Source organism: Pseudomonas sp. Irchel s3a10 (genome assembly GCF_900187525.1).
GTDB lineage: Bacteria > Pseudomonadota > Gammaproteobacteria > Pseudomonadales > Pseudomonadaceae > Aquipseudomonas > Aquipseudomonas koreensis_G.
The window spans coordinates 1-25022 of the sequence record NZ_FYDR01000008.1; the positions used below are offsets into that span (position 1 = coordinate 1).

General features: G+C 61.6%; 26 protein-coding genes and 1 pseudogene. 12 read left to right on the forward strand and 15 right to left on the reverse strand.

Annotation, left to right across the window (positions count from 1 at the left end; all coding sequences use genetic code 11):
• The 3 genes and pseudogenes from CKW11_RS21480 to CKW11_RS21490 form a co-directional block, all read right to left on the reverse strand.
• A pseudogene (locus CKW11_RS21480) lies at positions 1-537 on the reverse strand (hypothetical protein); the annotation flags it as partial.
• A gap of 217 nt (positions 538-754) precedes the next feature.
• Positions 755-1150: a YbaN family protein gene (locus CKW11_RS21485; protein ID WP_095139317.1), complete on the reverse strand. Its 396-nt coding sequence runs from the start codon at positions 1148-1150 to the stop codon at positions 755-757.
• A gap of 10 nt (positions 1151-1160) precedes the next feature.
• Positions 1161-1748: a YecA family protein gene (locus CKW11_RS21490; protein ID WP_007962155.1), complete on the reverse strand. Its 588-nt coding sequence runs from the start codon at positions 1746-1748 to the stop codon at positions 1161-1163.
• A 410-nt stretch (positions 1749-2158) separates the two neighbouring features.
• Between CKW11_RS21490 and recQ the strand changes: the two genes are divergently transcribed.
• The 3 genes from recQ to CKW11_RS21505 all read left to right on the forward strand — a co-directional run bounded on the left by recQ (position 2159) and on the right by CKW11_RS21505 (position 6762).
• Complete coding sequence (recQ, locus tag CKW11_RS21495) at positions 2159-4288, forward strand: DNA helicase RecQ (protein WP_095139318.1); 2130 nt, start codon at positions 2159-2161, stop codon at positions 4286-4288.
• Positions 4289-4421: 133 nt separating this feature from the next.
• The gene (locus CKW11_RS21500; protein ID WP_007962151.1) at positions 4422-4856 is read left to right on the forward strand and encodes a MarR family transcriptional regulator; all 435 of its coding nucleotides are present in this window, start codon (positions 4422-4424) and stop codon (positions 4854-4856) included.
• 127 nt (positions 4857-4983) lie between these two features.
• Positions 4984-6762 (forward strand): FimV/HubP family polar landmark protein, encoded by a 1779-nt coding sequence (locus CKW11_RS21505; RefSeq protein WP_095139458.1) that lies wholly within the window; start codon positions 4984-4986, stop codon positions 6760-6762.
• A 142-nt stretch (positions 6763-6904) separates the two neighbouring features.
• Here the strand turns inward: CKW11_RS21505 and CKW11_RS21510 are convergent, their stop codons facing one another.
• A complete protein-coding gene (locus CKW11_RS21510; RefSeq protein WP_095139319.1) occupies positions 6905-9106 on the reverse strand; it encodes a patatin-like phospholipase family protein in 2202 nt (733 codons plus the stop codon).
• Between the two features lie 71 nt (positions 9107-9177).
• On the opposite strand from CKW11_RS21510, the gene CKW11_RS21515 reads away from it, so the two are divergent.
• Positions 9178-9465, forward strand: coding sequence for a SelT/SelW/SelH family protein (locus CKW11_RS21515; RefSeq protein ID WP_095139320.1), 288 nt, complete (start codon positions 9178-9180; stop codon positions 9463-9465).
• Here the strand turns inward: CKW11_RS21515 and CKW11_RS21520 are convergent.
• The gene (locus CKW11_RS21520) at positions 9459-10352 is read right to left on the reverse strand and encodes a DMT family transporter (protein WP_095139321.1); all 894 of its coding nucleotides are present in this window, start codon (positions 10350-10352) and stop codon (positions 9459-9461) included. The two genes, CKW11_RS21515 and CKW11_RS21520, sit on opposite strands and share 7 nt — an antisense overlap.
• A 183-nt stretch (positions 10353-10535) precedes the next feature.
• A complete protein-coding gene (locus CKW11_RS21525) occupies positions 10536-11300 on the reverse strand; it encodes an AraC family transcriptional regulator (protein WP_095139322.1) in 765 nt (254 codons plus the stop codon).
• Positions 11301-11436: 136 nt separating this feature from the next.
• Between CKW11_RS21525 and CKW11_RS21530 the strand changes: the two genes are divergently transcribed.
• Positions 11437-12252, forward strand: a complete 816-nt coding sequence (locus tag CKW11_RS21530) for a UDP-2,3-diacylglucosamine diphosphatase (RefSeq protein ID WP_047292436.1) — start codon at positions 11437-11439, stop codon at positions 12250-12252.
• A gap of 120 nt (positions 12253-12372) precedes the next feature.
• On the opposite strand, the gene CKW11_RS21535 is transcribed toward CKW11_RS21530, so the two are convergent.
• Both CKW11_RS21535 and CKW11_RS21540 read right to left on the reverse strand, forming a co-directional pair.
• Positions 12373-12963, reverse strand: a complete 591-nt coding sequence (locus tag CKW11_RS21535; RefSeq protein ID WP_095139323.1) for an HD domain-containing protein — start codon at positions 12961-12963, stop codon at positions 12373-12375.
• 26 nt (positions 12964-12989) lie between these two features.
• On the reverse strand, positions 12990-13301 hold the full coding sequence (locus tag CKW11_RS21540) for a DUF962 domain-containing protein (RefSeq protein ID WP_095139324.1): 312 nt from the start codon (positions 13299-13301) through the stop codon (positions 12990-12992).
• 164 nt (positions 13302-13465) lie between these two features.
• Between CKW11_RS21540 and CKW11_RS21545 the strand changes: the two genes are divergently transcribed.
• Complete coding sequence (locus tag CKW11_RS21545; protein ID WP_208101423.1) at positions 13466-14521, forward strand: AraC family transcriptional regulator; 1056 nt, start codon at positions 13466-13468, stop codon at positions 14519-14521.
• Here CKW11_RS21545 and CKW11_RS21550 read toward each other — a convergent pair.
• Positions 14478-15932, reverse strand: coding sequence for a TrkH family potassium uptake protein (locus CKW11_RS21550; RefSeq protein ID WP_095139326.1), 1455 nt, complete (start codon positions 15930-15932; stop codon positions 14478-14480). The genes CKW11_RS21545 and CKW11_RS21550 overlap by 44 nt on opposite strands.
• A 121-nt stretch (positions 15933-16053) precedes the next feature.
• Here CKW11_RS21550 and CKW11_RS21555 point away from each other — a divergent pair, with 121 nt between their 5' ends.
• A complete protein-coding gene (locus CKW11_RS21555) occupies positions 16054-16620 on the forward strand; it encodes a nitroreductase family protein (RefSeq protein ID WP_095139327.1) in 567 nt (188 codons plus the stop codon).
• A gap of 110 nt (positions 16621-16730) precedes the next feature.
• Here CKW11_RS21555 and CKW11_RS21560 read toward each other — a convergent pair whose 3' ends face one another.
• From CKW11_RS21560 to CKW11_RS21585, 6 genes are all read right to left on the reverse strand, one after another.
• A complete protein-coding gene (locus CKW11_RS21560; protein ID WP_095139328.1) occupies positions 16731-18071 on the reverse strand; it encodes a cell wall metabolism sensor histidine kinase WalK in 1341 nt (446 codons plus the stop codon).
• Positions 18072-18251: 180 nt separating this feature from the next.
• A complete protein-coding gene (locus CKW11_RS21565; protein WP_095139329.1) occupies positions 18252-18701 on the reverse strand; it encodes a Spy/CpxP family protein refolding chaperone in 450 nt (149 codons plus the stop codon).
• 262 nt (positions 18702-18963) lie between these two features.
• Positions 18964-19641, reverse strand: a complete 678-nt coding sequence (locus tag CKW11_RS21570; RefSeq protein ID WP_095139330.1) for a response regulator transcription factor — start codon at positions 19639-19641, stop codon at positions 18964-18966.
• A gap of 7 nt (positions 19642-19648) precedes the next feature.
• Positions 19649-20059, reverse strand: coding sequence for a translation initiation factor 2 (locus tag CKW11_RS21575; protein WP_095139331.1), 411 nt, complete (start codon positions 20057-20059; stop codon positions 19649-19651).
• A 283-nt stretch (positions 20060-20342) separates the two neighbouring features.
• Complete coding sequence (locus tag CKW11_RS21580; RefSeq protein WP_007966019.1) at positions 20343-20642, reverse strand: YciI family protein; 300 nt, start codon at positions 20640-20642, stop codon at positions 20343-20345.
• A 1-nt stretch (position 20643) separates the two neighbouring features.
• Positions 20644-21240, reverse strand: a complete 597-nt coding sequence (locus CKW11_RS21585; protein WP_027613975.1) for a septation protein A — start codon at positions 21238-21240, stop codon at positions 20644-20646.
• A gap of 87 nt (positions 21241-21327) precedes the next feature.
• On the opposite strand from CKW11_RS21585, the gene CKW11_RS21590 reads away from it, so the two are divergent.
• From CKW11_RS21590 to CKW11_RS21610, 5 genes are all read left to right on the forward strand, one after another.
• Positions 21328-22191 (forward strand): PHP domain-containing protein, encoded by an 864-nt coding sequence (locus CKW11_RS21590; protein ID WP_095139332.1) that lies wholly within the window; start codon positions 21328-21330, stop codon positions 22189-22191.
• A gap of 13 nt (positions 22192-22204) precedes the next feature.
• Positions 22205-22834, forward strand: a complete 630-nt coding sequence (locus tag CKW11_RS21595) for an L-threonylcarbamoyladenylate synthase (RefSeq protein WP_007966016.1) — start codon at positions 22205-22207, stop codon at positions 22832-22834.
• Between the two features lie 123 nt (positions 22835-22957).
• The gene (locus CKW11_RS21600; RefSeq protein ID WP_177440028.1) at positions 22958-23656 is read left to right on the forward strand and encodes a ScpA family protein; all 699 of its coding nucleotides are present in this window, start codon (positions 22958-22960) and stop codon (positions 23654-23656) included.
• Positions 23657-23667: 11 nt separating this feature from the next.
• Positions 23668-24645 (forward strand): SMC-Scp complex subunit ScpB, encoded by a 978-nt coding sequence (gene scpB, locus CKW11_RS21605; protein ID WP_095139334.1) that lies wholly within the window; start codon positions 23668-23670, stop codon positions 24643-24645.
• A gap of 144 nt (positions 24646-24789) precedes the next feature.
• The gene (locus CKW11_RS21610) at positions 24790-24981 is read left to right on the forward strand and encodes a DUF1289 domain-containing protein (protein WP_016771121.1); all 192 of its coding nucleotides are present in this window, start codon (positions 24790-24792) and stop codon (positions 24979-24981) included.
• The last annotated feature ends 41 nt before the right edge of the window (positions 24982-25022 follow it).

Sequence of the window (25022 nt, forward strand, 5' to 3'; positions counted from 1 at the left end):
AGGCAAGCCGCTGCCGGACTCGGACCTGATGACAATCGGCACCCCCGCTTCGGCAACGTCTTTGTCCACGCCGTCGTTGACGATTTCCGGGGGAATGTACATGTACAGGTTGGAGTGGCTGCCGGGGTCCGGGTCGGTATCCTGGCCAGCGGGGATTTCCAGTTTGACGTAGAGGTTGAGAGGGGTGTCCGGACGCTCTTCTTTTTGATTGGGCTGTTTGATTTCGTAGGTGAGTTCGTAAGGATCTGTCTGCAGATGACGGGGAGCCACCCACAAGAGGGTCGGTTGCTTGAGCTCGGTCTCGTCAATGATGGGGCGCCCGTCGACCTCACGGTCATTGAGCAGCAGCTTGACGGTATCTCCAACAGCCTTGGTGGCCCAGACGGGGATCACGACTTGCAGACCGTCATCGGGAAAATTGAGCAGCGCCGCCGCCCGGTTGATCCCCCACTGGCCGGAAGGCAGGAGGCGCCCGGGGACTAGCGGGGCCAGCAGTGCCAAGGGAACAGGGATTTTCTTCTTGGGCTTGACGAACATGATGGGGCACTCCTTCGAGCTGTCGGGGACAAGAGCGATGGAGTCCATTCAGCGCTGAAGCTGCTGCGTTGACTACTGTCAGAAATAACAGGTAGGAGGTTTTTTCCGACGAGCGGTCAGTGGCGGGGCACTTGGGTAACTGGCTCAAAACCCAGGAGATAGACAGCCTGAGGCGCTGTATCGGGGATAAATGCAGATGTAGCGGGGGCGGCGGTATTCAGGATTTATTCAAAGTCTTTTGGCGAAGGATGTACACCGTCACCAACACCGCGCTGGTCAACATGAACCCCCGCGCCCACGGCAGCGGCACCAGGTAACACGAAAACAGAATGCTCGCCCACATCAAGCCGATCGCGTAGACCTTGCCCTTGAGCGGTATGCCGTTGCCGTCGAGGTAGTCACGAATCCATGGCCCGAGCTTCGGGTGTTCGACCAGCCATTGATAGAAACGCGGAGAGCTGCGCGCGAAGCAGGCGGCCGCCAGCAAAAGGAAAGGGGTGGTGGGCAGAACAGGCAGGAAAATCCCGATCACCCCCAATGCCACGCTGAGCCAGCCGACGGCCAGCAGGATGTAGCGCAACATCAGGGGGCGGTTGCCTATGGGGTTGTCCATAGGCTGGGGCTTAATGGTGACGTGGCTTGAGGATCGCCGGTTTTTCGTCCGGGGCCTGGCACAGCAGGTACAGCGCGGTCAGGGCTTCCGGGATCTGCACGATCATGTCGTCCATCAGGTTGGCGTCCTTGGCGATGTCTTCGAACTCTGGCTGTTCGTCGAACAGGCCGGAACCGACCATGATCGGCAGGAGCATTTCGCTGACTTCTTCTTCAGCGGTCTCGAACCAGGCCGCTTCACGCAGGAATACGCCTTCCATGAAACCGATGCACCAGCCGCGCAGTTCGGAGTCGTCCGGTTCGTCGCCCAGGTCCAGGTCACACGGCAGTTCGAATTCTTCGTCGGACGCCAGTTGGCGGGCGATGTGTGCCTTGAGGCCGATCAGCGTGGCTTCGATTTCTTCGCGCTGGGCCTCGCTGCTGTAATGCGGCTCTTCGGCGAACAGAGCGTCGATCCACTCACGCTCCGGTACGTCTTCTGCACAGATCGACAGGGCGGTCAGGTAACCGTGGGCGGCCACGTAATCCAGCGCCTCTTCGTGCAGCTCGTCGGCGTCGAGAAAGACTTGCAGGCGGGTTAGTTGCTCAGCGAAGGACATTACGGGGCTACCTTGGGGGAATAAACAATGCGGGAATTCTAGGCCTTCTTGCTCGCTCAAGCCAGCCGCACGGCAGATTTGCCGCAATTACAGGCAACACGAATATCCCTGTGGGAGCGGGCTTGCTCGCGAATACGGTGTATCAGACACTTTTGTATCGACTGGCACGCCGCCTTCGCGAGCAAGTCGATTCGTCGCACCGCCGCTCCCACAGGGTTTTCGTGTTGGCGGCTAGCGGAGTCTTATCAGCGGCACCCTGTGCCGGGGAACGCTCGGGTATACTGCCGCGTTTTGCGCTCCCTGCTCGTATTGCGGTGGTCTGGCAACGCGCTCTTACGTTTTGTTTAAGCAGCTGTGGCTGTCCTGAACCAGCCTGTGCAGGGATGTTTCGGTAGATTTTTGGAGTTTTTATGCTCGAACAGGCTCAACGCGTCCTCAAGGACATCTTCGGCTACGACAGTTTCCGTGGCCGTCAGGGTGCAATCATTGAGCGCGTGGCCAGCGGCGGTGATGCGCTGGTGCTGATGCCTACCGGTGGCGGCAAATCCCTGTGCTTCCAGGTGCCGGCGCTGTTGCGCGAAGGCCTGGCGGTGGTGGTGTCGCCGCTGATCGCCTTGATGGACGATCAGGTCGCCACCCTCGAAGAGCTCGGCGTGGCTGCGGCGGCACTGAACTCCACGTTGAGCGCCGAGCAGCAGCGTGACCTCGCCGCGCGAATCAAACGTGGCGAAGTGAAAATGCTCTATCTGGCGCCCGAGCGTCTGGTGCAGCCGCGCATGCTGTCGTTCCTGCAAGGCTTGAACATCGCGCTGTTCGCCATCGACGAAGCGCACTGCGTGTCGCAATGGGGCCACGACTTCCGTCCGGAATACCTGCAACTGGGCCAGTTGGCGGAAATGTTCCCCGACGTACCGCGCATCGCCCTGACTGCCACCGCCGACAAGCGTACCCGCGAAGAAATCGTCACCCGCCTGCACCTGCAGAACGCCGAGCGCTTCCTGTCGAGCTTCGACCGGCCGAATATTTTCTACCGCATCGTGCCCAAGGAGCAGCCGCGCAAGCAGTTGCTCGCGTTCCTTGCCGAACGGCGCAGCGATGCCGGCATCGTCTATTGCCTGTCGCGCAAGAAGGTTGAAGAAGTTGCCGCGTTCCTCAGCGAGCAGGGCTTCCCGGCGCTGCCGTATCACGCCGGTTTGCCCAATGATCTGCGCGCCTATCACCAGAAGCGCTTCCTCAACGAGGAAGGTCTGATCATGGTCGCCACCGTGGCGTTCGGCATGGGCATCGACAAGCCCAACGTGCGTTTCGTCGCGCACCTCGATCTGCCGAAATCCCTTGAAGCCTATTACCAGGAAACCGGGCGCGGCGGCCGTGATGGCCTGCCGGCGGATGCGTGGATGGCTTACGGTCTGCAAGACGTGGTGATGCTCAAGCAGATGCTGCAGAACTCCGAGGGCGACGAGCGCCACAAGCGTCTGGAGCAGCACAAGCTCGACGCGATGCTCTCGCTTTGCGAAGAAACCCGCTGCCGCCGGCAGACCTTGCTGGCGTATTTCGACGAAGACATGCCCGAGCCTTGCGGCCACTGCGACAACTGCGTCGACGGCGTGCAGACCTGGGACGCCACCGAGCCGGCGCGCCAGGCGCTGTCGGCGATCTATCGCACCGGCCAGCGCTATGGCGTCGGCCATCTGGTGGACGTGTTGCTGGGCAAGGACAACGAAAAGGTGCGCAGCTTTGGCCATCAGCACCTGTCGGTGTACGGCGTAGGCAAGGCGTTGAGCGAGAGCGAATGGCGCTCGCTGTTCCGGCAACTGGTGGCCCGTGGCCTGGCTGATGTCGATCATGAAGGTTATGGCGGTCTGCGCCTGAGCGACACCTGCCGGCCATTGCTCAAGGGTGAAGTGAGCCTGGAGCTGCGCCGCGACCTCAAGCCGCAGGTCACCGCCAAGACCGCCAGCAAGAGCCCGGCCAGTCAGTTGGTGCGTGGCGAAGAGCGCGAACAGTGGGAAGCCTTGCGCGCGCTGCGGCGTAAACTCGCCGAAGAACACGGTGTGCCGCCGTACGTCATCTTCCCCGACTCGACCCTGCTGGAAATGCTCCGCAGCCAGCCGACCTCGCTGGCCGACATGGCCCGGGTCAGCGGTGTCGGTGCGCGCAAGCTGGAACGTTACGGCGAGGCCTTCCTCGAAGTGCTCGGCGGGGAGGCCGAAGCGCCGAAAGTGGTGGCCGACGTGCGTCACGAACTGATCACCCTGGCCCGCGCCGGCATGACCCCGATGCAGATCGCCGGGCAGCTGCAGTGCTCGGAAAAGAACGTCTACAGCATGCTTGCCGAGGCCATTGGCAAGCAGCAATTGTCGCTGGAGCAGGCGCTGGATTTGCCGGAAGAACTGATGGGCGAAGTGCAGGACGCGTTCCTCGATGGCGAGGGCGAATTGCCGTCTGTCGCTGAAGTGGCTGAGCTGTTCGCCGGTCGGGTTCCGGAAGGCGTTCTTTACTGCGTAAGGGCTGCGCTGCAATCTGAATTCGAAATGTAAGACGGCGATTGCGCCAACCGTCAGACAGTTGTAACGATTCAGTACGGATCGGCTCTTGCCTATAGCCAAATGTCATGCTTAGCTGACTAATAATTAGTTTTTCTCTATTTGTCAGTCTACTCATGAGTGCTTTATGCCGTTAACCGATCAACACCGCTTTGGCATGCAACTGGCCCAGATGTCCCGTGGCTGGCGCGCCGAACTGGACCGCCGGCTGGCCGGTCTGGGTTTGTCCCAGGCACGCTGGCTGGTGCTGCTGCATCTGGCGCGTTTCGAAGACGCGCCGACCCAACGCGAGCTGGCGCAAAGCGTCGGTGTCGAAGGGCCGACCCTCGCGCGCTTGCTCGACAGCCTGGAAAGCCAGGGCCTGGTGCAACGTCAGTCAGTGATGGAAGACCGTCGGGCGAAAAAAATCGTCCTCTGCGCGCCCGCGCTGCCGCTGATCGAACAAATCGAAACCATTGCCACGCAACTGCGCCACGAATTGTTCGAAGGCGTCGACGAGGCGGATCTGAAGGTGTGCATGCGCGTTCACGGGCACATTCTGGCCAACCTGGAAAAATCTTGAGGCATAACCGCGTGCCGGTTTTTTGAGGGATCGCGCTGAGCAGACTATAAGAACTACTGGGCAATATCGTGTTCGTACCGGATGTGCGAACGCATAGAAACCGGTTTTGCTTATTTAAGGGATGCTCATGCACGCAAGTCGGCACGTGGTACTGCGCGGTAGCGCCAAATGGCTGCTGGTCGCTGGCGTATTCTGCTATTCGACCTGGTCGATGGCACTGGGGCTGGGCGACATCACCGTCCACTCGGGCCTCAATCAGCCGCTCAAGGCCGACATCGCGCTGGTGGATGCCGCGGGCCTCAGTGCCAGCGACCTCTCGGCCAGCCTGGCCACGGCGGATGAGTTCGGCCGGGCCGGGGTCGAGCGGGTGTTTTTTCTCAACGACCTCAAGTTCACCCCGATCCTGCATGGCAATCGCCAGATGATCCGGGTGACCTCGCGCAAGCCGGTCAATGAACCCTATCTGAATTTTCTGGTGCAGCTCGATCAGCCCAATGGCCGCTTGTTGCGCGAGTACACGCTGCTGATCGATCCGCCCGGATCGCCGGGGATCATACCGGCCACGGACGAACCCGATCCACGTCCGCAATCCTCTGAATTCCCCACCGTCGAACCTGCCACGGCGGCCCCGCAGGCTGCCCAGGGTAAACGCGATGCGCCGCCTTCTGCGCCGGCATCGCCAGCGGCGGCTGCGCCCGTCAGCGATGCCTTGGCCGAGCAATTGGCGGCCAGCGTGTTGCTCAATCAGCAACTGCAGAAGACCGTCGACGAACTCAACGTCAAACTGCAAACGCAGGAAGTGCAGATTGCTGACGGTAGAAAGCACGTCAGTGATCTGCAAACGCGTTTGAGCGAGTTGCAAAAGCCCCCGGCACCGGCCGTTACGCCGCCGCCACCTGCGCCCGCAGCAACCCCAGCGCCGCCAGCTGAAGACGATGGCCTCAATTGGCCGTTGCTCGGTGGTTTGCTGCTGTTGCTGGGCCTGTTGGGGGGCGTGCTGTTCGTGCGCCGTCGCCGTCAACGGGTTCAGGATGCAGCGCCGCTGGCGCTGGCCCCGACAGGTCTCGCGCCAGATCTGGATGACACACCCACCACAGCCTCGCCCAGCCTCGGCGCAGCGCACGAACATCGTGAAGAACCGGCGGCAGGCGATGTGCTGGAAGCGGTGGGGATCTATCTGGCTTACGGGCGACTGAACGAGGCCGTCGGGTTGCTGCGCAATGCCCTGGACAAGGAGCCGGAGCGCATCGATCTGGGCGTGCAGTTGCTCGAAGTGCTGGGGCGTCAGGGTGACAGCGCCGCTTATGAGCAACAGGAAAACCAGTTGCGTGGGGCAGGGGTTGATCCTCAGCAATTGGCCGCGATCCGTGAACGGCATCCGAAATTGAACAGCGCTGCGCCGATCACACCGGTATTGCCGATCGTCGCTGCTGCGGCAGTGGCCGCTCCTGCGCCACCGGCGCCCGAGGATGATTTCGAATTGAATCTGGGTGAGCTGTCGATGGCGTCCAGTTGGGATCTTGAGGACAGTCGTTCGGCACCTGAGCAGCACGTGGATCCGTCTGCATCGAATTCGGGGCTTGAAATCCTGCCAGCGGATTTCGAGTTGCCCGAAACAGTGGCCAGCGAAGAGGCGGAGCTGGAGTGGATCCCCGAACCGGACGCGCAGCCGCTGGACGATGACTTTCTCAATGCGTTCGGCGATCCTCCGTCCACTCTGGCGCTGGAGCCGCTGACGTTGCAGGAGCCGGAACCTGCTGTCGGGTCAGTGAAACTCGAACAGGCGCAGACCTGCATTGATGATGGGGATATCGACAGCGCGATTGCCTTGCTCAACGAATTGCTCAAGGAAGGGGATGAACCCCTCAAGCAAACGGCGCGGACGTTATTGGCGGGGATTCGCTGAAGGTTGAGTCAGCGGAATTGTTCGCTGACTGAACTATCGCCTTCGCGAGCAAGCCCGCTCCCACAGTTGGAATGCGTTCCAGTGTGGGAGCGGGCTTGCTCGCGAAGGCGGCCTGGCAGGCACCATAGATCCACCCGAATGATCAGAACGTCTGCCCCAGATTCAGATAAACCGCCTGCTCGTTCGCATCATTCAGACCGTAGGTGAAGTTCAGCGGCCCCAGCGGCGTATCGAAGCCGATAAACACACTGGCGGCATTGATGTAGCCGCTGTCGAATTCATTGTCGTTGTTCCACGCCCGCCCACGTTCCAGCGACGCCCCGGCATACAGCGGGAAGTCCAGGGGCAGGTAGGCGCGCGGTGTCAACCGGCGGTAATACACCGCGCGCATCAGGCTGACGTTCTGCCCGGAAATCGAATCCTCGCGAAAGCCCGACAACTGCCGTGCACCGCCGAGCAGGAAGCTCGACGTCACCACGTTGGCGTCGTTCAGCGTTCGGCCGTAGCGCCCGCCGAGAATCAGCGTATCCGGACCATGGCTCATGGCTTTGTCGAGTTTGAATTCCCACTGCCGGTAGCGCGTGTCCGAGCCCAGGCTTGGTTCGAATTGCAGCAGGGTCAGGCTGACGTCCTTGCCCTCGTGGGGGAAGTAGACGTTGTCCAGCGAGTCGTACGAGTACTTCAGCGAGTAGAAACCTTCAGTGAAGTTTTCCCTCGGCAGGTCCTGATCACCGATTCGCACGTCCGCCTTGCCCCAGGCCTCGCCAACCCCGAAGCGGATTTCGCCGTTGTTGCCGATCTGTCGGCCGAAATTGAGGCCGAAACCGTAGCGTTCGACGCGGTATTGGGCGATCGGATCGTTGTCGAGCACGGCATCGACGTTCTGCGCCTCAAACGCAGCATACGGCGCGACGAAGTAGCGCGAGCCAACGTCCAGCGGCTGATAGAACTCGGTATACAGTTCCTGCTTGTCGCCGATTTGTGCGCGGGTCAGCCATTCCGCGCCGAGGCGGTTGATGCCGTTGATGCGGTAACTGGCGCCGAGGTTGAAGGCGCTGTCACCGCGCATGTCATCTGACAGGTTCAGGCCGACCCGCAGGTAATCGGTGCCGCTGCGTTTGCCCCGGGCGCTGATCACCAGCGTGTGATCCTGACCCTTGTGCACCACGCGGTACTGCACCTGTTCGAAGTAGTCGAGGCCGTATAGCGTGCCCATGTCCGAGTGCAGCCGACCGAGGTCCAGCGGCTCGCCGATCGGCTGGCGGATGTAATAGCGGATCACTTCATCGCCGACTTTCGAATCGTTCTCGACCCTGATCGCGGTGATGATTGGGGTGCGCTGACCCGGGGCGCGGGCGGCATTGAGTTCGGCGTCTTGGGATTCGTGAGGTTTGAGCTGAGCGAGGCGGGCGTCGAGAATTCGCGTGGCGCGGTAACCGGCGTCGATCATCTCCTGGGCTTTGCCGAAGTCGGTGACGCCGAACGCCGCCAGCGCCGGCTGGATCAGCACGTCGGTGGGTTTGAGGGCGGCCAGTTGTTCTTCGGAGTTGCGCCGGGTCATCAGGGTGATCGACTGGTTCAGCACGTCGACCACGGTGGCCAGTTGCTTGCGGTTGCGCAGCGGCGTGCCGATGTCGACCACGATCGCCACATCGACGCCCATTTCCCGCGCGACGTCGAGCGGGATGTTGTCGGTCATGCCGCCGTCCACCAGTAGCCGCCCGTCCAGTTCGACCGGGGCGAACACCGCCGGAATCGACATGCTGGCGCGGATCACCTGCGGCAGGTGGCCTTTGCGGAACACCACTTTTTCGCCGTTGGCGATGTCGGTGGCGACGGCGCGGAACGGGATCGGCAGTTTGTCGAAGTCGCGGGTGTCACTGGTGTGCGCCAACAGGCTTTCCAGCATCAGCGCCAGGTTCTGGCCCTGAATCACTCCCAGCGGCAGGCCGAGGCTACCGTCATCGCGAAAACTCAGTTGCTGTTTCACCAGAAAATCGCGGTCGTCCTGCTTGCGGCGAAACGGCACGTCTTCCCGGGGCGGGGCGTCGGACAGTGCCTGCTGCCAGTCAATGTTCAGCGCGAGTTTTTCCAGTTCATCGATCTTGTAACCCGAGGCATACAGGCCACCGACCACCGCACCCATGCTGGTGCCGGCAATCGCGTCGATCTTTATCCCTTGTTCTTCAAGAGCCTTGAGCACACCGATGTGCGCCAGGCCACGGGCGGCACCACCGGACAACACCAGGCCGACTTTGGGGCGGGGGGCTTCGGCGGCATGCACGATGACATTAGCAAAGAGGGGCAGGAAGCCAAGCAGCAGGCAGAACAGCAAACGGCGCATGGTGAGTCTCGGGGCAAGCGATAAAGCCGGCTATTATAGCGGCGCCCTCTGTCTCAGGAGTTTCAGCGAACATGTCTGCTGCAAAACCGGAAGTCGTCATCACTTATTGCACCCAATGCCAGTGGCTGCTGCGCGCTGCGTGGCTGGCGCAGGAACTGCTCAGCACCTTCGGCGATGACCTCGGCAAGGTGTCTCTGGTGCCCGGCACCGGCGGGGTATTTCACATCAGCTGCGACGATGTGCAGATCTGGGAGCGCAAGGCCGATGGCGGTTTTCCCGAGGCCAAGGTGCTCAAGCAGCGGGTGCGCGATCAGATCGACCCTGAGCGCGACCTCGGCCACAACGATCGCACTCAGTGAGACGCGGCTTCGGCAGCCACGGTTTTCTTGTCGGCGCTGCCTGACATCCGCGCCGAGACCACGATGGCGATGATGATCAGCGCGCCTCCGATCAGCATGCGTACGGTCGGGTTTTCATTGAACAGCAGCCAGGCGATGGTGATGCCGTAAACCGGCTCCATGGCGAACACCACGGCGGCGGTGCGCGCCTTGATCACCGCGAGGCTGGCGACGAACAGGCTGTGGGCGACGCCGGTGCAGAACACCCCGAGCAGGCCGATCCATAACCAGTCCAGGGCGCGTACTTCGCTCAGTTGCGGAGCGGCCACCGGCAGCAGACACAGCGCCACCACCACGTTCTGGCAAAGCGCGGCCTGCACCGCCGGGATGCGTCCGGAGCTGGCGCGGTTGGTCAGCGACAGCAGGGCGAACAGCAAGCCCGACAGCACCGCCCAGAGCAACCCGGTGGTGGCGCCGCTGGCCAGATCGAACGCCGGGGTGACCAACACCAGACCGACGCTAACCAGCACCACCAGCACGATTTCATTGGCGCGGATGCGTTCGCGGAAAATCAGCCCTTCAAGAATCACCGTGAACGCCGGGAAACTGGCAAAGCCCAGAGTCGCAATCGCCACGCCGGCGACCTTCACCGCGATGAAAAAACTCACCCAGTGTCCGGCCAGCAACACGCCGCTGAGCGCCAGACGCCGCCAGTCGACCGCCTGCAGTTTCCGCCAGCCGTGCTGACTGGCGAAGCGGGCGAAAAAGGCCAGGGCGAGCACGGCAAACGCCGCACGTCCGAAGACGATCACCGCCGGCGAGGCGGCCGCGAGTTTGCCGAACACACCAGTCAGGCCGAACATCAGAGCGCCGATATGCAGGGCGCCGAGGGCGGTACGCGGAGTCATTGCAATCCTTAATCCGAACACAGTTTCAATGTAGGAGCTGCTGCAGGCTGCGATCTTTTGATCTTGCTTTTGATCTTGAAAAGTCAAAGTCAAAAGATCGTCCGAACGCGGCCCGAGCCTGCGGCAGCTCCTACAGGTGAATGCACATTGAAGCGTGTTACGGCTCGGAAGTCTGTCGGCGAACTAGCGTTTTTTGTCGCAGGAATCGCGACGCAATTGCCCCGGCGAGGCACCAAACTCACGCAACACTGCTGCGGAGAAGGCACTCTGCGAGCTGTAGCCAACCCGACTGGCGATCTCGCCGATCGGCAGCGCCGTCTCGCGCAACAGGCAAACCGCCTTGTGCAGGCGCCGGCTGCGAATGTAGTCCATCGGCGTCTGCCCGCATTCAGCCATGAACCGCGCGTGCAGGCGGGCGCTGGACAGCCCGGCGATCTGCGCCAGATCGGCCACCTGCAGCGGGTAGGCGGCGTGTTGCTCGATGTGCGCATCCAAAGCCGCGTAGGGCAGGCGCCGCGTCGAGAGTTCGCCAGGTCTGGCGTGATTCAGGCTGGCCAGCAGCAACACCGCGCCTTGCTGAGCGATCAGCGGATCAGTGACCGGGCTGTTCGCCAGCCAGTTGACCAATTGACTTTGCCCCGCATCAAGGGACAACCGCGCCGGCTGGTCGAGCAAGCGCTGACTGGCCGCGGCGTGCTCGCCCAGCGAATCGCTGAGCCATTGCTCGTCGGGCACGTCCAGCACCAGACAACGACTGCCATCGGGGCTGCCGCACGCGTGATGCGCGCCGCCGGGGACCACCACAAAACTCTGCTGGCGCACCTGACTGCCCTGACCCTCGACTTCGAAATCCAGCGCGCCGGACAAACCGAACACCAGTTGCGCGTGGTCGTGGCTGTGGACGATCAGGTCGTGGGTGTATTGGCGCAGGGTGAGGATCGGGCGCATGGCAGAGGTCTCCGAAGTGAGCGCCAGTCTACACCGGGGTAGCGGACTTGCGCGCTGTCACACGACTGACGCCTGCCTGTCATGGTCGATTCACCGGGCGCGTGCACAGTGGCGAAAACATCGCAGAGGGTTGCCCATGACCAGCGCCGAGCTCGCCAGACCCAGCCGCAAACAACGGGTGCGTACCTTGTGGATTTCCGACGTGCACCTGGGTACGCGGGATTGCCAGGCCGAGCACTTGTCGCAATTTCTCAAGGGCTACCACGCCGACAAGATCTACCTGGTCGGTGACATCATCGACGGCTGGAAGCTGCGCGGCGGCATGTACTGGCCGCAGGCGCACACCAACGTGATCCGCCGCTTGCTGACCATGAGCAAGCGCGGCACTGAGGTGATCTACGTCACCGGCAACCACGATGAGTTCCTGCGCCGTTATTCGAAGCTGATCCTCGGCAACATCCAGTTGGTCGATGAGGCGGTGCATGTCACGGCGGATGGCCGGCACCTGCTGGTGATTCATGGCGATCAGTTCGACGTGATCACCCGCTATCACCGCTGGCTGGCCTTTCTCGGCGATTCGGCCTACGAATTCACCCTGACCCTCAACCGCTGGCTCAATCACTGGCGTGCCCGTTATGGCTACGGTTACTGGTCGTTGTCGGCGTACCTGAAACACAAGGTGAAGACGGCGGTGAGTTTCATCAGCGACTTCGAAGAAGCCATCGCCCATGAATGCGTGAAGCGAGAATTGCACGGTGTGGTCTGCGGGCACATTCACCATGCCGAGATTCGTAAGGTCGGTGAGGTGGATTACCTCAATTGCGGCGATTGGGTGGAATCGTGCACGGCATTGATCGAGCACTGGGATGGCACGATCGAGCTGTATCGCCTGGCGGATGCACAGGCGCGGGAGGCGCAGCTCAAGGCGGCCAAGGTCGCTGAACTCGCCTAGACGCCAGATATCTCCTGTGGGAGGGGGCTTGCTCCCGAATGCGGTGTATCAGTAAGTACATGTTTATCTGACACACCGCCTTCGGGAGCAAGCCCCCTCCCACATTGATCTGTGGTGTTCTCAGGCGGGGGAGTGTTCTTCCATCGCGGCCTTGTAGATCGAGTGCTTGGGCTGGGCAAACAGCCGTTCCATCATCGGTTCGAAGAAACTCAGCGGCAGGGTTTCATAGGCCGGGTCAAACGCCGCCGCATCGTACCTGGCGCAGAATTCCGTCGTCGCCTGATACTGCGGATGCGCGGCGAATTGCTCGCGCAGGTGCCGATCCATGCCCAGGTGATGGAAGAAGTAGTAGCCCTGAAAGATCCCGTGCTTCTCGACCATCCACAGGTTCTCGGCGCTGACGAACGGCTTGAGAATCGCCGCCGCGATGTCCGGGTGGTTGTAGGAGCCGAGGGTGTCGCCGATGTCATGCAGCAGCGCGCAGACCACGTATTCCTCGTCGCGGCCGTCACGATAGGCGCGGGTCGCGGTTTGCAGCGAGTGGGTCAGGCGATCCACCTGAAAGCCGCCGAAATCACCTTCGAGCAACTTCAGGTGCGCGACGATCCGCGACGGCAATTGCCGGGCGTAGGCACTGAAGTCAGCGGCGATGATCGCCCAGTCTTCCTCGGTGCCATCCTGCATGTGGGTGAAGCGGGCATTGGCGTTCATCGGCAAGCCTCCAGATGGGTCGGGGTTCAGAACGCCACGCGGCCGAGAATCATGTCACGGTACATGACGAAATCGCCGAGCAGGCTGTACAGCGGATGTTGGAAGGTCGCCGGACGGTTCTTTTCAAAGAAGAAATGCCCGATCCAGGCAAAGCTGTAACCGGCCAGCGGCAGGGCCAGCAATAGCAGCCAGGCACCTTTGGCGATGGTCATGGCCAGAATGAAAATCACCAGCGTGGTGCCGATGAAATGCAATCGTCGGCAGGTACTGTTGGCGTGTTCGCTGAGGTAATACGGGTAGAACTCGGCGAAAGTGTTGAATTGCTTGATGTTTTCCACGACTGCGATCTCTGTGGTTATTGTTCTGACGGCAAGTTGTTCGGCGGGTAGCTTATTTGAGTCTAGAGTGAACACTGGCATCAGCCAGTGACAATGGGCGCCACTTTAGTATCCTTCGCAAATCGGGTCGTCACATGCGATCCATCATGTAAAAGAATAACGCCATGAGCGAACGAACGACTTCTGCAAGCTGGGCGATGGGGATTGTCAAAGCATTGGAGATGGACGGCCTGGATTGCCGGGTACTGTTCAAGCAACTGGGGCTCGATTACGCCGCCCTGGATGATCCGGATGCACGTTTCCCGCAAGATTCCATGACCCGTCTCTGGCAACGGGCGGTCGAGCTGTCCGGCAACCCGGCGATCGGCCTGAACATGGGCAAAGTAGTGCGCCCGGCCTCGTTCCACGTTGCCGGCTACGCCTTGATGTCGAGCAACACCCTGGCCGAAGGCTTTCAACGCCTGGTGCGTTATCAGCGGATCATCGCCGAGAGCGCCGACCTGAGTTTTCGTCTGCTCGAAGAAGGCTATGCGCTGATTCTGACGGTGCATGGCGATCACCTGCCACCGACCCGGCAGAGCGCTGAAGCCTCGCTGGCCTGCGCGCTGGGCCTGTGCGGCTGGTTGACCGGGCGCACCCTGCATCCGGTCAAAGTGCTGTTTCAGGGCGACGAGCCCGCAGACTTGCAACCCTACCGGCAAGCTTTCCATGCTCCCTTGATGTTCAACTCGCCTTACGACGCGCTGATTTTCGAACGGGCCGACATGGAAGCGCCGCTGCCCACCGCCAACGAAGCCATGGCGCTGCTGCACGACCGGTTTGCCGGGGAATACCTGGCGCGATTCTCTGAAAGTCGCGTGACCCACAAGGCGCGCCAGGTGCTGTGCCGTTTACTGCCGCAGGGCGAACCCAAGCGCGATACGGTGGCGCAGACCCTGCACCTGTCGCAGCGCACCTTGCAGCGCCGCTTGCAGGAGGAGGGCACCAGTTTTCAGCAGTTGCTCGACGACACCCGCCGCGAACTGGCCGAGCAGTATCTGGCACAGCCAGGCATGACCCTGCTGGAGATTGCCTATCTGCTGGGGTTTGCCGATCCGAGCAACTTCTTCCGCGCGTTCCGCCGCTGGTTCGACACCACGCCCGGCGATTACCGGGCGCGGCTGTTGCAGGCGCCAGTCAGTGACGCCAAAAGGCCGGAATACACAGTACAAACACCGTAATGATCTCCAGTCGGCCAAGCAGCATGCCGAACGACAGGATCCACTTGGCGGCATCCGGCAAGGTGGCAAAGTTGCCCGCCGGGCCGATGGTCTCGCCCAGGCCCGGGCCGACGCCGGACACGGTGCTGGCAGCGCCGGTCAACGCGGTCATCCAGTCGACGCCGAGCAGCGACAGCAGCAGGGCGATCACGCAGATGGTGATGGCGAAGAAGAACGAAAAGGTCAGGATCGAACGCACGATCTCTTCATCAAGACGGTGGCCGTTGTACTTCTGCTTGATCACCGCGCGCGGGTGAATCAACTGGTTCAGGTTGGCCTTGAGCAGGATGTAGGCGACCTGAAAACGGAAGATCTTGATCCCGCCCGCCGTCGAGCCGGAGCAGCCGCCGACAAAGCCCAGATAGAAAAACAGCATCAACGAGAAGTTGCCCCACAGGCTGTAGTCGCCGAGGGCAAAACCGGTGGTGGTGACCACCGAGGTCACGTTCAGCGCCACGTGCCGCAGCGCTTCCAGCCAATGCAGCTTGGTGGTCCACCAATACCAGGTGCCGAGCACCAGCCAGGTCACCAGCAACATGCCGAGCAAACCCTGCACCTGCTGATCCTTGATCAGCGCACGACGGTTGCCGCGCATGGTCGCCACATACAGGGTGAACGGCAGGCTGCCGAGGATCATGATCACCACCGCGACCCAGTGCACCGCCGGTTGCGTCCACTTCGCCAGTGACTGGTCGGAGGTCGAGAAACCGCCGGTGGAGATCGCCGACATCGCGTGGTTGATCGCATCGAACGGGCTCATCCCGGCCCACCAGAACGCCAGGCTGCCGAGGATGGTGATGCCGACGTAGGCCGCCACAATCAAACGCGCCACCATGTGCGAGCGCGGCATGACCTTTTCCGAACGGTCGGACGATTCGGTCTGGAACAGGCGCATGCCACCGATGCGCAGCAACGGCAGAATCGCCACCGCCATGCCGATGAAGCCGATGCCGCCGAGCCAGTGCAGCAGCGAGCGCCACATCAGGATTCCCGGTGACATGTTGTCCAGCCCGCTGAGTACGGTCGAGCCCGTGGCGGTGATGCCAGACATGCTTTCGAAGAACGAGTCGGTGTAGCTGATGTGCTGGGTCAGGAGAAACGGCAGCGCGGCGAAAATGCACACCACCAGCCAGCTGCTGACGGTCAGCAGGTACATGTCGCGCGGGCGCAGGTGGATATGTTCGGGGCGCCCGGGAATCACCAGCGCAAGCCCGGCGAGGAAAGTGATCATGCTCGCCCAGAGGAATGACGGCAGATCGCTGGTGCGCTCGAAAATCACCAGGGTGGCCATGGGCACGACCATGGCGATGGCCAAGGTGATCAGGAAGATGCCGATGATGAAACCAATGATCCGTAAGGTCGGCAACGCCATGAAGTCCGCTCGGGCTGATAGAGGAAGGGCGCCATTCTACCTGTGGGGCATGGCATGTAAACCGGCACCCTGTTGCTGGATACCGCTAGAATAGCCGCACATTTTTCTCAGGAGGTGGCCGATGCAGGCTCTCGACGCGTTGCTCAACCGTGTTTCCGTTCCACGACTGGTCGAACCGGCCCCCACTGCCGAGCAGCGCGAAGCCCTGTTTGGCGCAGCCTTGCGCGCACCGGATCACGGGCATCTGCAGCCGTATCGCTTCCTGACTGTTGAAGGCGCGGCGCGCGAGCAGATGGGTGAGTTGCTGGCTGAAGCGGCGCAAATGCAGGAAGGCGAAGTCACTGAAGCGATGATCGACAAGGCGCGCAACGGCCCGCTGCGTGCGCCGCTGGTGGTCGTGGTGATCGCGAAGCTGCAGGAACACGTCAAGTATCCGAAGTCCGAGCAGTTGCTGGCGGCGGGGTGTGCGGCGCACGGGATTCTGCTGGCGGCGTACGCGCAGGGGATTGGTGCGGTGTGGCGTACCGGTGATCTGGCGTATTCCAAGCATGTGGCCAAAGGTTTGGGTCTGGCGGAAGGCGAAGAGGTGATTGCCTTCCTGTACCTCGGCACGCCGCAGAAAGAACCGCGTGTGGCGGAGAAGGTTGATCTGGCCGAGTTCGTCAGCGCCTGGCCTTCCAAGGCCTGACACCACCGATCAACTGTAGGAGTGAGCCTGCTCGCGATAGCGGTGGATCAGTCAATGAATTTTCGTCTGATCCACCGCTATCGCGAGCAGGCTCACTCCTACAGTTTTGATCAGGGTTGCACGACGGCGCCCGGCACTAACGGCAATTCCAGACTGGCGATAAACCCGCCGTCCGGATGATTGGCCAGCAGCAGACTCCCGCCATGGCGCTCCGCCGCGCGCTTGGCAATCGCCAGGCCCAGACCATGTCCCGCCGCCGTCTGCCCCGGCGCCCGGTAAAACGGTTCGCCCAACTGGCTCAGGTGCTCGGCCTGCACGCCCGGCCCGTGGTCGCGCACGCTCACCACAATCCGTTCGCCCTGACGCGTGGCCTGCATTTCGATTGCCTGCCCCACCGGGTTGAAGCGTTGGGCGTTGCGCAAAAGGTTATCGACGGCGCGCTCGATCATGGTCGGCCAGCCGGTCAGCGTCAGGTGTTGTTCGGCGTCCAGCAGCACGGTCTGCTCGGGTGAGCCAAGTTGCGCGTCCTTCTGCAGGGTGCCGAGCAGCGCATTCAGGTCTACTTCTTCAGCACTGGCGTTGTCGGCATCGACCCGCGCCAGCACCAGAATCTCGCTGATCAGCGCTTCGAGGCGATCACATTCGCGGGTCAGGCGTGGCCAGAGCTTTTCCCGTTCTTCGGGGTTGGCGCGCTCCGCCAGCGCCAAGGCGATGCGCAGCCGCGCCAAGGGTGAGCGCAGTTCGTGGGACACATCGCGCAGCAATTGGCGCTGACTGCCGATCAGGCTCTGCAGGCGCGCGCCCATGCGGTTGAAGTCGTTGGCCAGCACGCCGAACTCGTCGCGGCGGTTGGCCAGTTTCGCCAGGCTGTTCTGTTGATAGGTGGTCTGCCCCAGATCATGCACTGCGCCGCGCAAACGGCTGAGCGGTCGGGTGATGGAGAAGGTCACCAGCAAGCTGAACAGGGTCAGCACCACCAATGCGATGCCCAGCGCACTCAGCGGCCAGAGCAGGCTTTCGCGGTGCCAGGCGTCGAGTTCCGGGTGCGGGATGCGGAAGATGAACAGGTAGGTGTCGCCGGTTTTTTCGCTGGTAGATTCATCGGTCAGGCGCCGCCAGGGCAGGCGTCGGTCATCGTTGTTCTGTCGCGCTTCGAAGGCGGCGGCGCGGCGCGGGAAGGTGCCACGCACCACCGGGTCGCCGCTCTCGTTCAGCACCTGGACATCGATGTGATATTGGCGTTTGCGTTGTTCGAGGATGTCCTGCGCGGCGTCTTCGCCCTGGGTTTCGTAGGTTTGCGTCCATTCGGCGGCCAGCGTGTTGAGACCCGGATGGCGGCTGAGAATCCACGCGTCCTGATTGAGCATGTGCCCGAGCAGGATCGACAGCCCCGCCACCAGAGCGATGGCCAGCCAGAAGCTCGCAAGAATACGCCAGAACAATGAACGCACAGAAAATCCCCAATCAAACAAAAACCCAACGATATGGGAGCGGGCTTGCTCGCGAATGCGGTGTGTCAGTCAACATCTCTTTGTCTGATACACCGCATTCGCGAGCAAGCCCGCTCCCACATTTGGATTGAGTGGCAACAGACCCGACGGCGTTTAGCCGTCGGGTCCGAGGTTATCGCATTATTGCGCCTTTTGCGGCTGTTGCGCTTTCCACGCCTTGAACTCGGCCCATTCGGCGCGGCGTTCAGCCTGTTTCTTCTGGATCTCGTCGAATTTCTTCTGTTGATCCGGTTTCAACAGGTTGCGTACGTCAGCTTCGGCTTTCTTGTGGTTGGCCGCGATCTCGTCCTTCATGGCTTTCTGATCCGCCGGCGAGAGTTTTTCCAGGTACTTCTCGACCACCTGACGACGCTCGTGCATCTGCTCGCCCATGATCTTGCGGATCTGATCACGCTGTTCGCGAGACAGGTCGAGTTGGCTGTACGGGCCTTTGCCGTGCTCGCCGTGCACCTGACCGCCGTGGCGTGGGCCGTCGAGCGGGCCACCCATCGGGCCGCCATCCTGTGGCACAGCCATGGCGACGGTTGGCAGAGCGGCAGCGAACATCAGAGCGATAAGAGTCTTGCGCATGGTGTATCTCCTTGTCTCGTTCCCGGTACGTTCCGGATGAGTTCAGATTACGGAGATCAAGGTCAGCGGCGGTCAGCGCTGCGTAAAGCTTGGGTAAAGACGCTTCGGTCCTGACCTGACAAATATCACTGGCAATCCGCCTGTGGCGAGGGAGCTTGCTCCCGCTGGGCAGCGAAGCGGCCCTCGCTTTTCAAATCAAAAACGAGGGACTGCTGCGCAGTCCAGCGGGAGCAAGCTCCCTCGCCACAGAGAAGCAAACGGTTTACAGGCTGTAGTAGTAACCACGGCTGCGCAGGGCGACGATCCGAGGGCGGCCGTCGGGGTGGGGGCCGATCTTTTTGCGCAGGTTGCTGACGTGCATGTCGAGGCTGCGGTCGTACAGGGTCAGCTTGCGGCCGAGGGCCAATTGCGCCAGTTCCTGTTTGTCCAGCGGTTCGCCGGGCTGCTTGAGCAGGGCTTCGAGCAAACGGCTTTCGGACATGGTGAGGGTCAGTTCTTTCTCGTCGATGCTGACCACGCCGCGCACCGGGCTGAAGCTCAGGTCGCCCAGTTCGAGCTGGGTCGACACGGCAGCCGGGTGACTGCGGCGCAATACGGCACGCAGGCGCGCGGTGAGTTCACGTGGATCGCAGGGTTTGGCCAGATAATCGTCGGCGCCCAGCTCCAGACCAAGGATGCGATCCAGCGGTTCGCCACGGGCCGAGAGCATCAGCACCGGCAGCTCCGCGTGTTCGCTGCGCAATTGCTTGAGCAGTTCCAGACCGCTGCCGTCGGGCAGCATCACGTCCAGCACTACAGCGGCAGGCGCCGATTCGGCCAGCGCCTTGCGCGCGCTCTGGCCATCGTGGCAGGCGCGTACCTGGAAGCCTTCCTGGCTCAGCCAGCTACTCAGGAGTTCGCACAACTCCTGGTCATCATCAATCAGTAACAGCTCGCTCATGACTCACTCAATTTAGCCATTGCCGACGTTTTCGGCTTGCTCCACTGGCAAAGATACCGCACAGCAGCGCCAATAGCGCTACCCCGGCGCCGGTGACGAACCATTGCTGCTGTTCGGTCAACAGACGTGGCACCGGGCTGGCCTGGGCTTCCTTGAGTTGCAGCTTCAGGCGCTGGTTCTCCTGGCGCAACCGGGCGAGCTGGGCGCTTTCGCGGGTGTTGTCGGCATTTTGCAGTTGTTTGCTCAGTTCTTCCCGCTGCTGCTCACTGGCCTTCAGGCGCTGCTGCAACTCGGTAATCTGGCTGCCGGCACTTAATGACAATGGCGTGGAGCTGCCGCTTTCGGTGGTTTCCTCACCATGGGCGGGCGCCATGATCGACAACGTGACCCACATCAGACACAACGGACCTTTGCGCATTGCGATTCCTGCTTGCAAATGGATATTGGGCAGGTTGTCGGCAGGCAAACGAGAATAATGAGCGATTGAGAGCGGGGAGAATCGGGAAGGTTCAGTGCGGGTGGATGGGATATCGCGGTTGATGATTTTTGTGGTGAGGGGATTTATCCCCGATGGGCTGCGAAGCAGACCTTAAATGGGAGCATGCGGTGTGTCAGGCACACCGCATTGGATGGCTTTGGGGTTGCTGCGCAACCCATCGGGGATGAATCCCCTCGCCACAGAGTCCCTCGATATTCCTTGGTTACGGCAAAACCTGCTTGAACGGCTTGACGATCACGTTGGCGTACACGCCGGCGGCGATGTACGGATCGGCGTCGGCCCAGGCCTGGGCGGCGCTGAGGGAGTCGAATTCGGCGACGATCAGGCTGCCGGTGAAACCCGCAGCGCCCGGATCATTGCTGTCGACCGCCGGGTGCGGGCCGGCCAGTACGATGCGGCCTTCGCCCTTGAGCACTTGCAGGCGTTCGAGGTGGGCCGGGCGCGCGGCGAGGCGGGCCTCGAGCGAGTTGGCGACGTCGGTGGCAATGATTGCGTAGAGCATGTCAGTCCTCGGTTTTTGGTGTTGTGGTATCGGCGTCATGCAGATGGCGGGACAGGTAGATGCCCTGACCGACCAGGAACAGCACGGTCATGCCCAGGCTGCCGAACACCTTGAAGTCGACCCAGATGCTCTGGAAGGTGAATGCCACGAACAGGTTGGCAGCGCCGCAGAACAGGAAAAAGGCGATCCAGGCGATGTTCAGGCGGGTCCAGACCGGATCCGGCAGGGTCAGCGCGTGGCCCATGATGCGTTTGATCAGCAGCCGGTCACCGATGAAGTGGCTGCCGATGAAGGCCAGGGCAAACAGCCAGTTGACCACCGGGGCTTTCCATTTGAGGAAGGTCTCGCTATGGAACGCGAGGGTCAGGCTGCCGAACACCAGGCAGGCGATCAGGGTCAGCCATTGGCTCTTTTCCAGCTTGCGCTGCTTGATGAACAACGCGCCGTAGACCACCAGGGAGCTGATGATCAGCATCGCCGTGGCGCTGTAAATACCGCCTACAGTCACTTCATGGCCAGCGATGTCGACGACCCGTGGATCAAGTTTGTAAACGATGAAGAACAGCAGAAGCGGGATGAAATCGATGAATTGTTTCACAGTGAGAGCCAGAAGCTGGATGTGGCGGCATAATAACAAACATATGGGCGCGCGATAGCGCCAGCTGATTTGAGGTTACAACTCCCCGTGAATGTTGATTTGCATTGCCACAGCACGGCCTCCGATGGCGCCCTGGCGCCGGCGGTTCTGGTTGCGCGTGCGTTTGAAAACGGCGTGCGAATCCTTTCGTTGACCGATCATGACACCCTCGAAGGCCTCGCCGAAGCGCGCAGCGCTGCCGAGGCGCTGGGCATGCAACTGGTCAATGGCGTCGAACTGTCCTGCACCTGGGGCGGCGCGACCATCCACGTGTTGGGCTACGGTTTCGACGTCAACGCCGCGCCACTGGTCGAGGCGATCGCCAGATTGCACGATGGCCGCTGGCTGCGGTCGGAGGAAATAAGCCGCAAGCTCGGCCTCAAAGGTATGCCCGGTGCCCTCGACGGTGCCCGGCAGATCCAGCAGGAGCTGGGCGACAGCGGCAACGCCCCGGCCCGCCCGCATTTCGCCGACTGGATGGTGCGTGAAGGTTTTGTAAAGGATCGCGCCGAGGCGTTTCGCAAATGGCTCGGCGCCGGCAAGCTGGGTGACGTCAAGCAGCACTGGCCGACCCTGGAAGACACCGTCGGCACCCTGCGTGCCGCCGGCGCATGGGTCAGTCTGGCGCATCCATGGCACTACGATTTCACCCGTAGCAAGCGCCGAAAGCTGATTGCCGACTATATTCAAGCAGGCGGGCATGCAATCGAAGTGGTCAATGGCCATCAGCCCGCAGAACAGGTCGGCAGCCTGGCCATCCTTGCCCGCGAGTTCGGTCTGCTGGTCAGCGCCGGCAGTGATTTCCATGGCCCTGGAGGCTGGTCCGAGATAGGCCAGTACCGGCCGGTTCCCGAGGACCTTCCACCCCTGTGGTGTCGGTTCAAACATGACACAGATATTGCCGCCGTCTGAACAGGTAGAAAACGTGAGTCAATTTTTCCAGATCCATCCGGAAAACCCGCAAGCGCGCCTGATCAAACAGGCGGTCGAGATCATCCGCAAAGGCGGGGTGGTGATTTATCCCACGGACTCTTCCTACGCCATCGGTTGCCAGATCGGCGACAAGACCGCGATCGAGCGCGTGCGCCGTCTGCGTCAGCTCGACGAGAAGCACAACTTTGCGCTGATCTGCAGCGACCTGTCGCAACTGGGCAACTACGCCAAGATCGACACCGGCACTTTCCGCATTCTCAAGGCGCATCTGCCGGGGCCTTACACCTTTATCCTCAACGCCACCCGCGAAGTGCCGCGTCTGCTGCTGCATCCGAAGAAACGCACCATCGGCCTGCGGGTGCCGAGCCATCCGATTGCCCTGGCGTTGCTGGCCGAACTTGGCGAGCCGCTGATGAGCGTGACCCTGATCATGCCCGGCGATGAAGATCCGCTGAGCGACCCGTACGAAATGCGCCAATTGCTGGAACACCAGGTGGACCTGATCATCGACGGCGGTTTCGGCGGGATCAAGGCGTCCACCGTGATTGACCTGACCGGCGACGACCCGGAAGTGATCCGCGTCGGTTGCGGCGACCCCGCGCCGTTCATGGTCGAGGCCTGAATGTCCGCAGTGGAAACCGTTGTCGATCCCCAGGCCGGCGCCCAGCAGGAATTGCCGTTTGCCATGGTCTATGGCCAGGCGGTCACGGAAATGCCGCTGGACCTGTACATCCCGCCGGATGCGCTGGAAGTGTTTCTCGAAGCCTTCGAAGGCCCGCTCGACCTGCTGCTGTACCTGATCCGTAAACAGAACATCAACATCCTCGACATCCCGGTGGCGGAAATCACCCGCCAGTACATGGGCTATGTCGAATTGATGCAGTCGGTGCGCCTGGAGCTGGCCGCCGAGTATCTGGTGATGGCGGCGATGCTGGCCGAGATCAAGTCACGGATGCTCCTGCCACGCGCCGAAACCGTCGAAGACGAAGAGGACGACCCGCGCGCCGAACTGATCCGTCGCCTGCAGGAATACGAGCGCTTCAAGGCTGCCGCCGAAGGCATCGACGGCCTGAATCGGGTCGGCCGCGACGTGGTCGTGCCCAAGCTCGACGCCCCCGAAGCCCGGGCGCGCAAGCTGTTGCCGGATGTCGCGCTGGAAGAGATTCTGATGTCCATGGCCGAGGTACTGCGCCGTGGCGACATGTTCGAAAGCCACCAGGTCAGCCGCGAGGCACTGTCGACCCGCGAGCGCATGAGCGATGTGCTGGAACGGCTCAAGGGCGGCGGCTTTGTGCCGTTCGTCGAGCTGTTCACCGCCGAGGAAGGTCGCCTCGGTGTGGTGGTGACCTTTATGGCGATCCTTGAACTGGTCAAGGAATCCTTGGTCGAGCTGGTGCAGAATGAGCCGTTCGCCGCGATCCACGTGCGAGCCCGAGCCGAATAACGAGTCGAAACATGAACCTGACTGAACCCCGCGAGCTGGCGCCCCTGCTTGAAGCCTTTCTGTTGGCCTCGGGAAAACCGCAATCGCTTGAACGCCTCTACGAACTGTTCGAAGAAGGCGAGCGGCCCGAACCGCCGGTCTTCAAGAAAGCCCTGAGCCTGCTGGCCAAGTCCTGTGAGGGCCGCGCGTTCGAGCTCAAGGAAGTCGCTTCCGGCTACCGCTTGCAGATCCGCGAGAAGTTTTCGCCGTGGGTCGGGCGTTTGTGGGAAGAACGTCCGCAGCGCTATTCCCGCGCGCTGCTGGAAACCATGGCGCTGATCGCCTATCGCCAGCCGATCACCCGGGGCGAGATCGAAGACGTGCGGGGCGTGGCGGTCAACACCAACATCGTCAAGACGCTGATCGAGCGCGAGTGGATCCGTATCGTCGGTTACCGCGACGTGCCGGGCAAATCGGCGATGTTCGCCACCACCAAGGCGTTTCTCGATCATTTCAACCTGAAAAACCTCGAAGACTTGCCACCCTTGGCCGAACTGCGCGAGATGGAAACCGAGCCAGTACTCGATTTCGACGACGCACCAGTACCGCAGGGTCTGCAGGAACAGGCCGACGCCAGCGCCGAGCCGGAAGAGCCGAAGGAGGAAACCAGTTTCCACACCTTGCTGCTGGAGCTGGACAGCATGGAGGAGGGGATCAAGACCGACTTCGATGATCTGTTGCGCGATGCCGTGGATGGTGAAGCGTCGACGACTGAGCCGGAAGTCGAGACCGTCGAGCCGGTGATTGAAGTTGAACTCGAGACCGAGCCAGAAGCGGAACCGGAAGAGGACATTCTTGGCGTTGCCGAAGCCCGGGAAAAACTCCTGGCCGCCGTCGCCGCCCTCGAACAACCGGTGCCAGCGCCCGAACCCGAGCTGAGCGAAGAAGAAGCCGAAGCCCGTGCGCTGGCCGAAGCCATCGAGGCCGAACGCCGCGAATTCGAAGACTGATCCCGATCCTCTGAACGCTACTGTTCCCTTGTAGGAGTGAGCCTGCTCGCGATAGCGGTGTATCAGTTCACATCTTTTTGCCTGACACACCGCTATCGCGAGCAGGCTCACTCCTACAGGGAGTTGTGTGCTTCTGGAGTAGCCATGAGTTCCACCAAAGACCCGTGCATCAGCCTCTGCAAGTTCAGCGACGACATCTGCCTCGGCTGTGGCCGCAGCAAGCGCGAAATCAAGGCCTGGAAGAAACTCGACAAGGACGACAAGCGCACAGTGCTGGCCGAAGCCGCGCTGCGCCTGATCAAACTCGGTGGCGCCGGTCGGCGGAAAAAGAAATAACTGGCGATCGATCAGCTAGTCTTTGATGCGCGATGGCGCAC

Bases quoted from the DNA above. Each gene is read 5' to 3' on its own strand.
- CKW11_RS21485 (WP_095139317.1), bottom strand. From the start codon at position 1,150: ATGGACAACCCCATAGGCAACCGCCCCCTGATGTTGCGCTACATCCTG.
- CKW11_RS21490 (WP_007962155.1), bottom strand. From the start codon at position 1,748: ATGTCCTTCGCTGAGCAACTAACCCGCCTGCAAGTCTTTCTCGACGCC.
- recQ (WP_095139318.1), top strand. From the start codon at position 2,159: ATGCTCGAACAGGCTCAACGCGTCCTCAAGGACATCTTCGGCTACGAC.
- CKW11_RS21500 (WP_007962151.1), top strand. From the start codon at position 4,422: ATGCCGTTAACCGATCAACACCGCTTTGGCATGCAACTGGCCCAGATG.
- CKW11_RS21505 (WP_095139458.1), top strand. From the start codon at position 4,984: ATGCACGCAAGTCGGCACGTGGTACTGCGCGGTAGCGCCAAATGGCTG.
- CKW11_RS21510 (WP_095139319.1), bottom strand. From the start codon at position 9,106: ATGCGCCGTTTGCTGTTCTGCCTGCTGCTTGGCTTCCTGCCCCTCTTT.
- CKW11_RS21515 (WP_095139320.1), top strand. From the start codon at position 9,178: ATGTCTGCTGCAAAACCGGAAGTCGTCATCACTTATTGCACCCAATGC.
- CKW11_RS21520 (WP_095139321.1), bottom strand. From the start codon at position 10,352: ATGACTCCGCGTACCGCCCTCGGCGCCCTGCATATCGGCGCTCTGATG.
- CKW11_RS21525 (WP_095139322.1), bottom strand. From the start codon at position 11,300: ATGCGCCCGATCCTCACCCTGCGCCAATACACCCACGACCTGATCGTC.
- CKW11_RS21530 (WP_047292436.1), top strand. From the start codon at position 11,437: ATGACCAGCGCCGAGCTCGCCAGACCCAGCCGCAAACAACGGGTGCGT.
- CKW11_RS21535 (WP_095139323.1), bottom strand. From the start codon at position 12,963: ATGAACGCCAATGCCCGCTTCACCCACATGCAGGATGGCACCGAGGAA.
- CKW11_RS21545 (WP_208101423.1), top strand. From the start codon at position 13,466: ATGAGCGAACGAACGACTTCTGCAAGCTGGGCGATGGGGATTGTCAAA.
- CKW11_RS21550 (WP_095139326.1), bottom strand. From the start codon at position 15,932: ATGGCGTTGCCGACCTTACGGATCATTGGTTTCATCATCGGCATCTTC.
- CKW11_RS21555 (WP_095139327.1), top strand. From the start codon at position 16,054: ATGCAGGCTCTCGACGCGTTGCTCAACCGTGTTTCCGTTCCACGACTG.
- CKW11_RS21565 (WP_095139329.1), bottom strand. From the start codon at position 18,701: ATGCGCAAGACTCTTATCGCTCTGATGTTCGCTGCCGCTCTGCCAACC.
- CKW11_RS21570 (WP_095139330.1), bottom strand. From the start codon at position 19,641: ATGAGCGAGCTGTTACTGATTGATGATGACCAGGAGTTGTGCGAACTC.
- CKW11_RS21575 (WP_095139331.1), bottom strand. From the start codon at position 20,059: ATGCGCAAAGGTCCGTTGTGTCTGATGTGGGTCACGTTGTCGATCATG.
- CKW11_RS21580 (WP_007966019.1), bottom strand. From the start codon at position 20,642: ATGCTCTACGCAATCATTGCCACCGACGTCGCCAACTCGCTCGAGGCC.
- scpB (WP_095139334.1), top strand. From the start codon at position 23,668: ATGAACCTGACTGAACCCCGCGAGCTGGCGCCCCTGCTTGAAGCCTTT.
- CKW11_RS21610 (WP_016771121.1), top strand. From the start codon at position 24,790: ATGAGTTCCACCAAAGACCCGTGCATCAGCCTCTGCAAGTTCAGCGAC.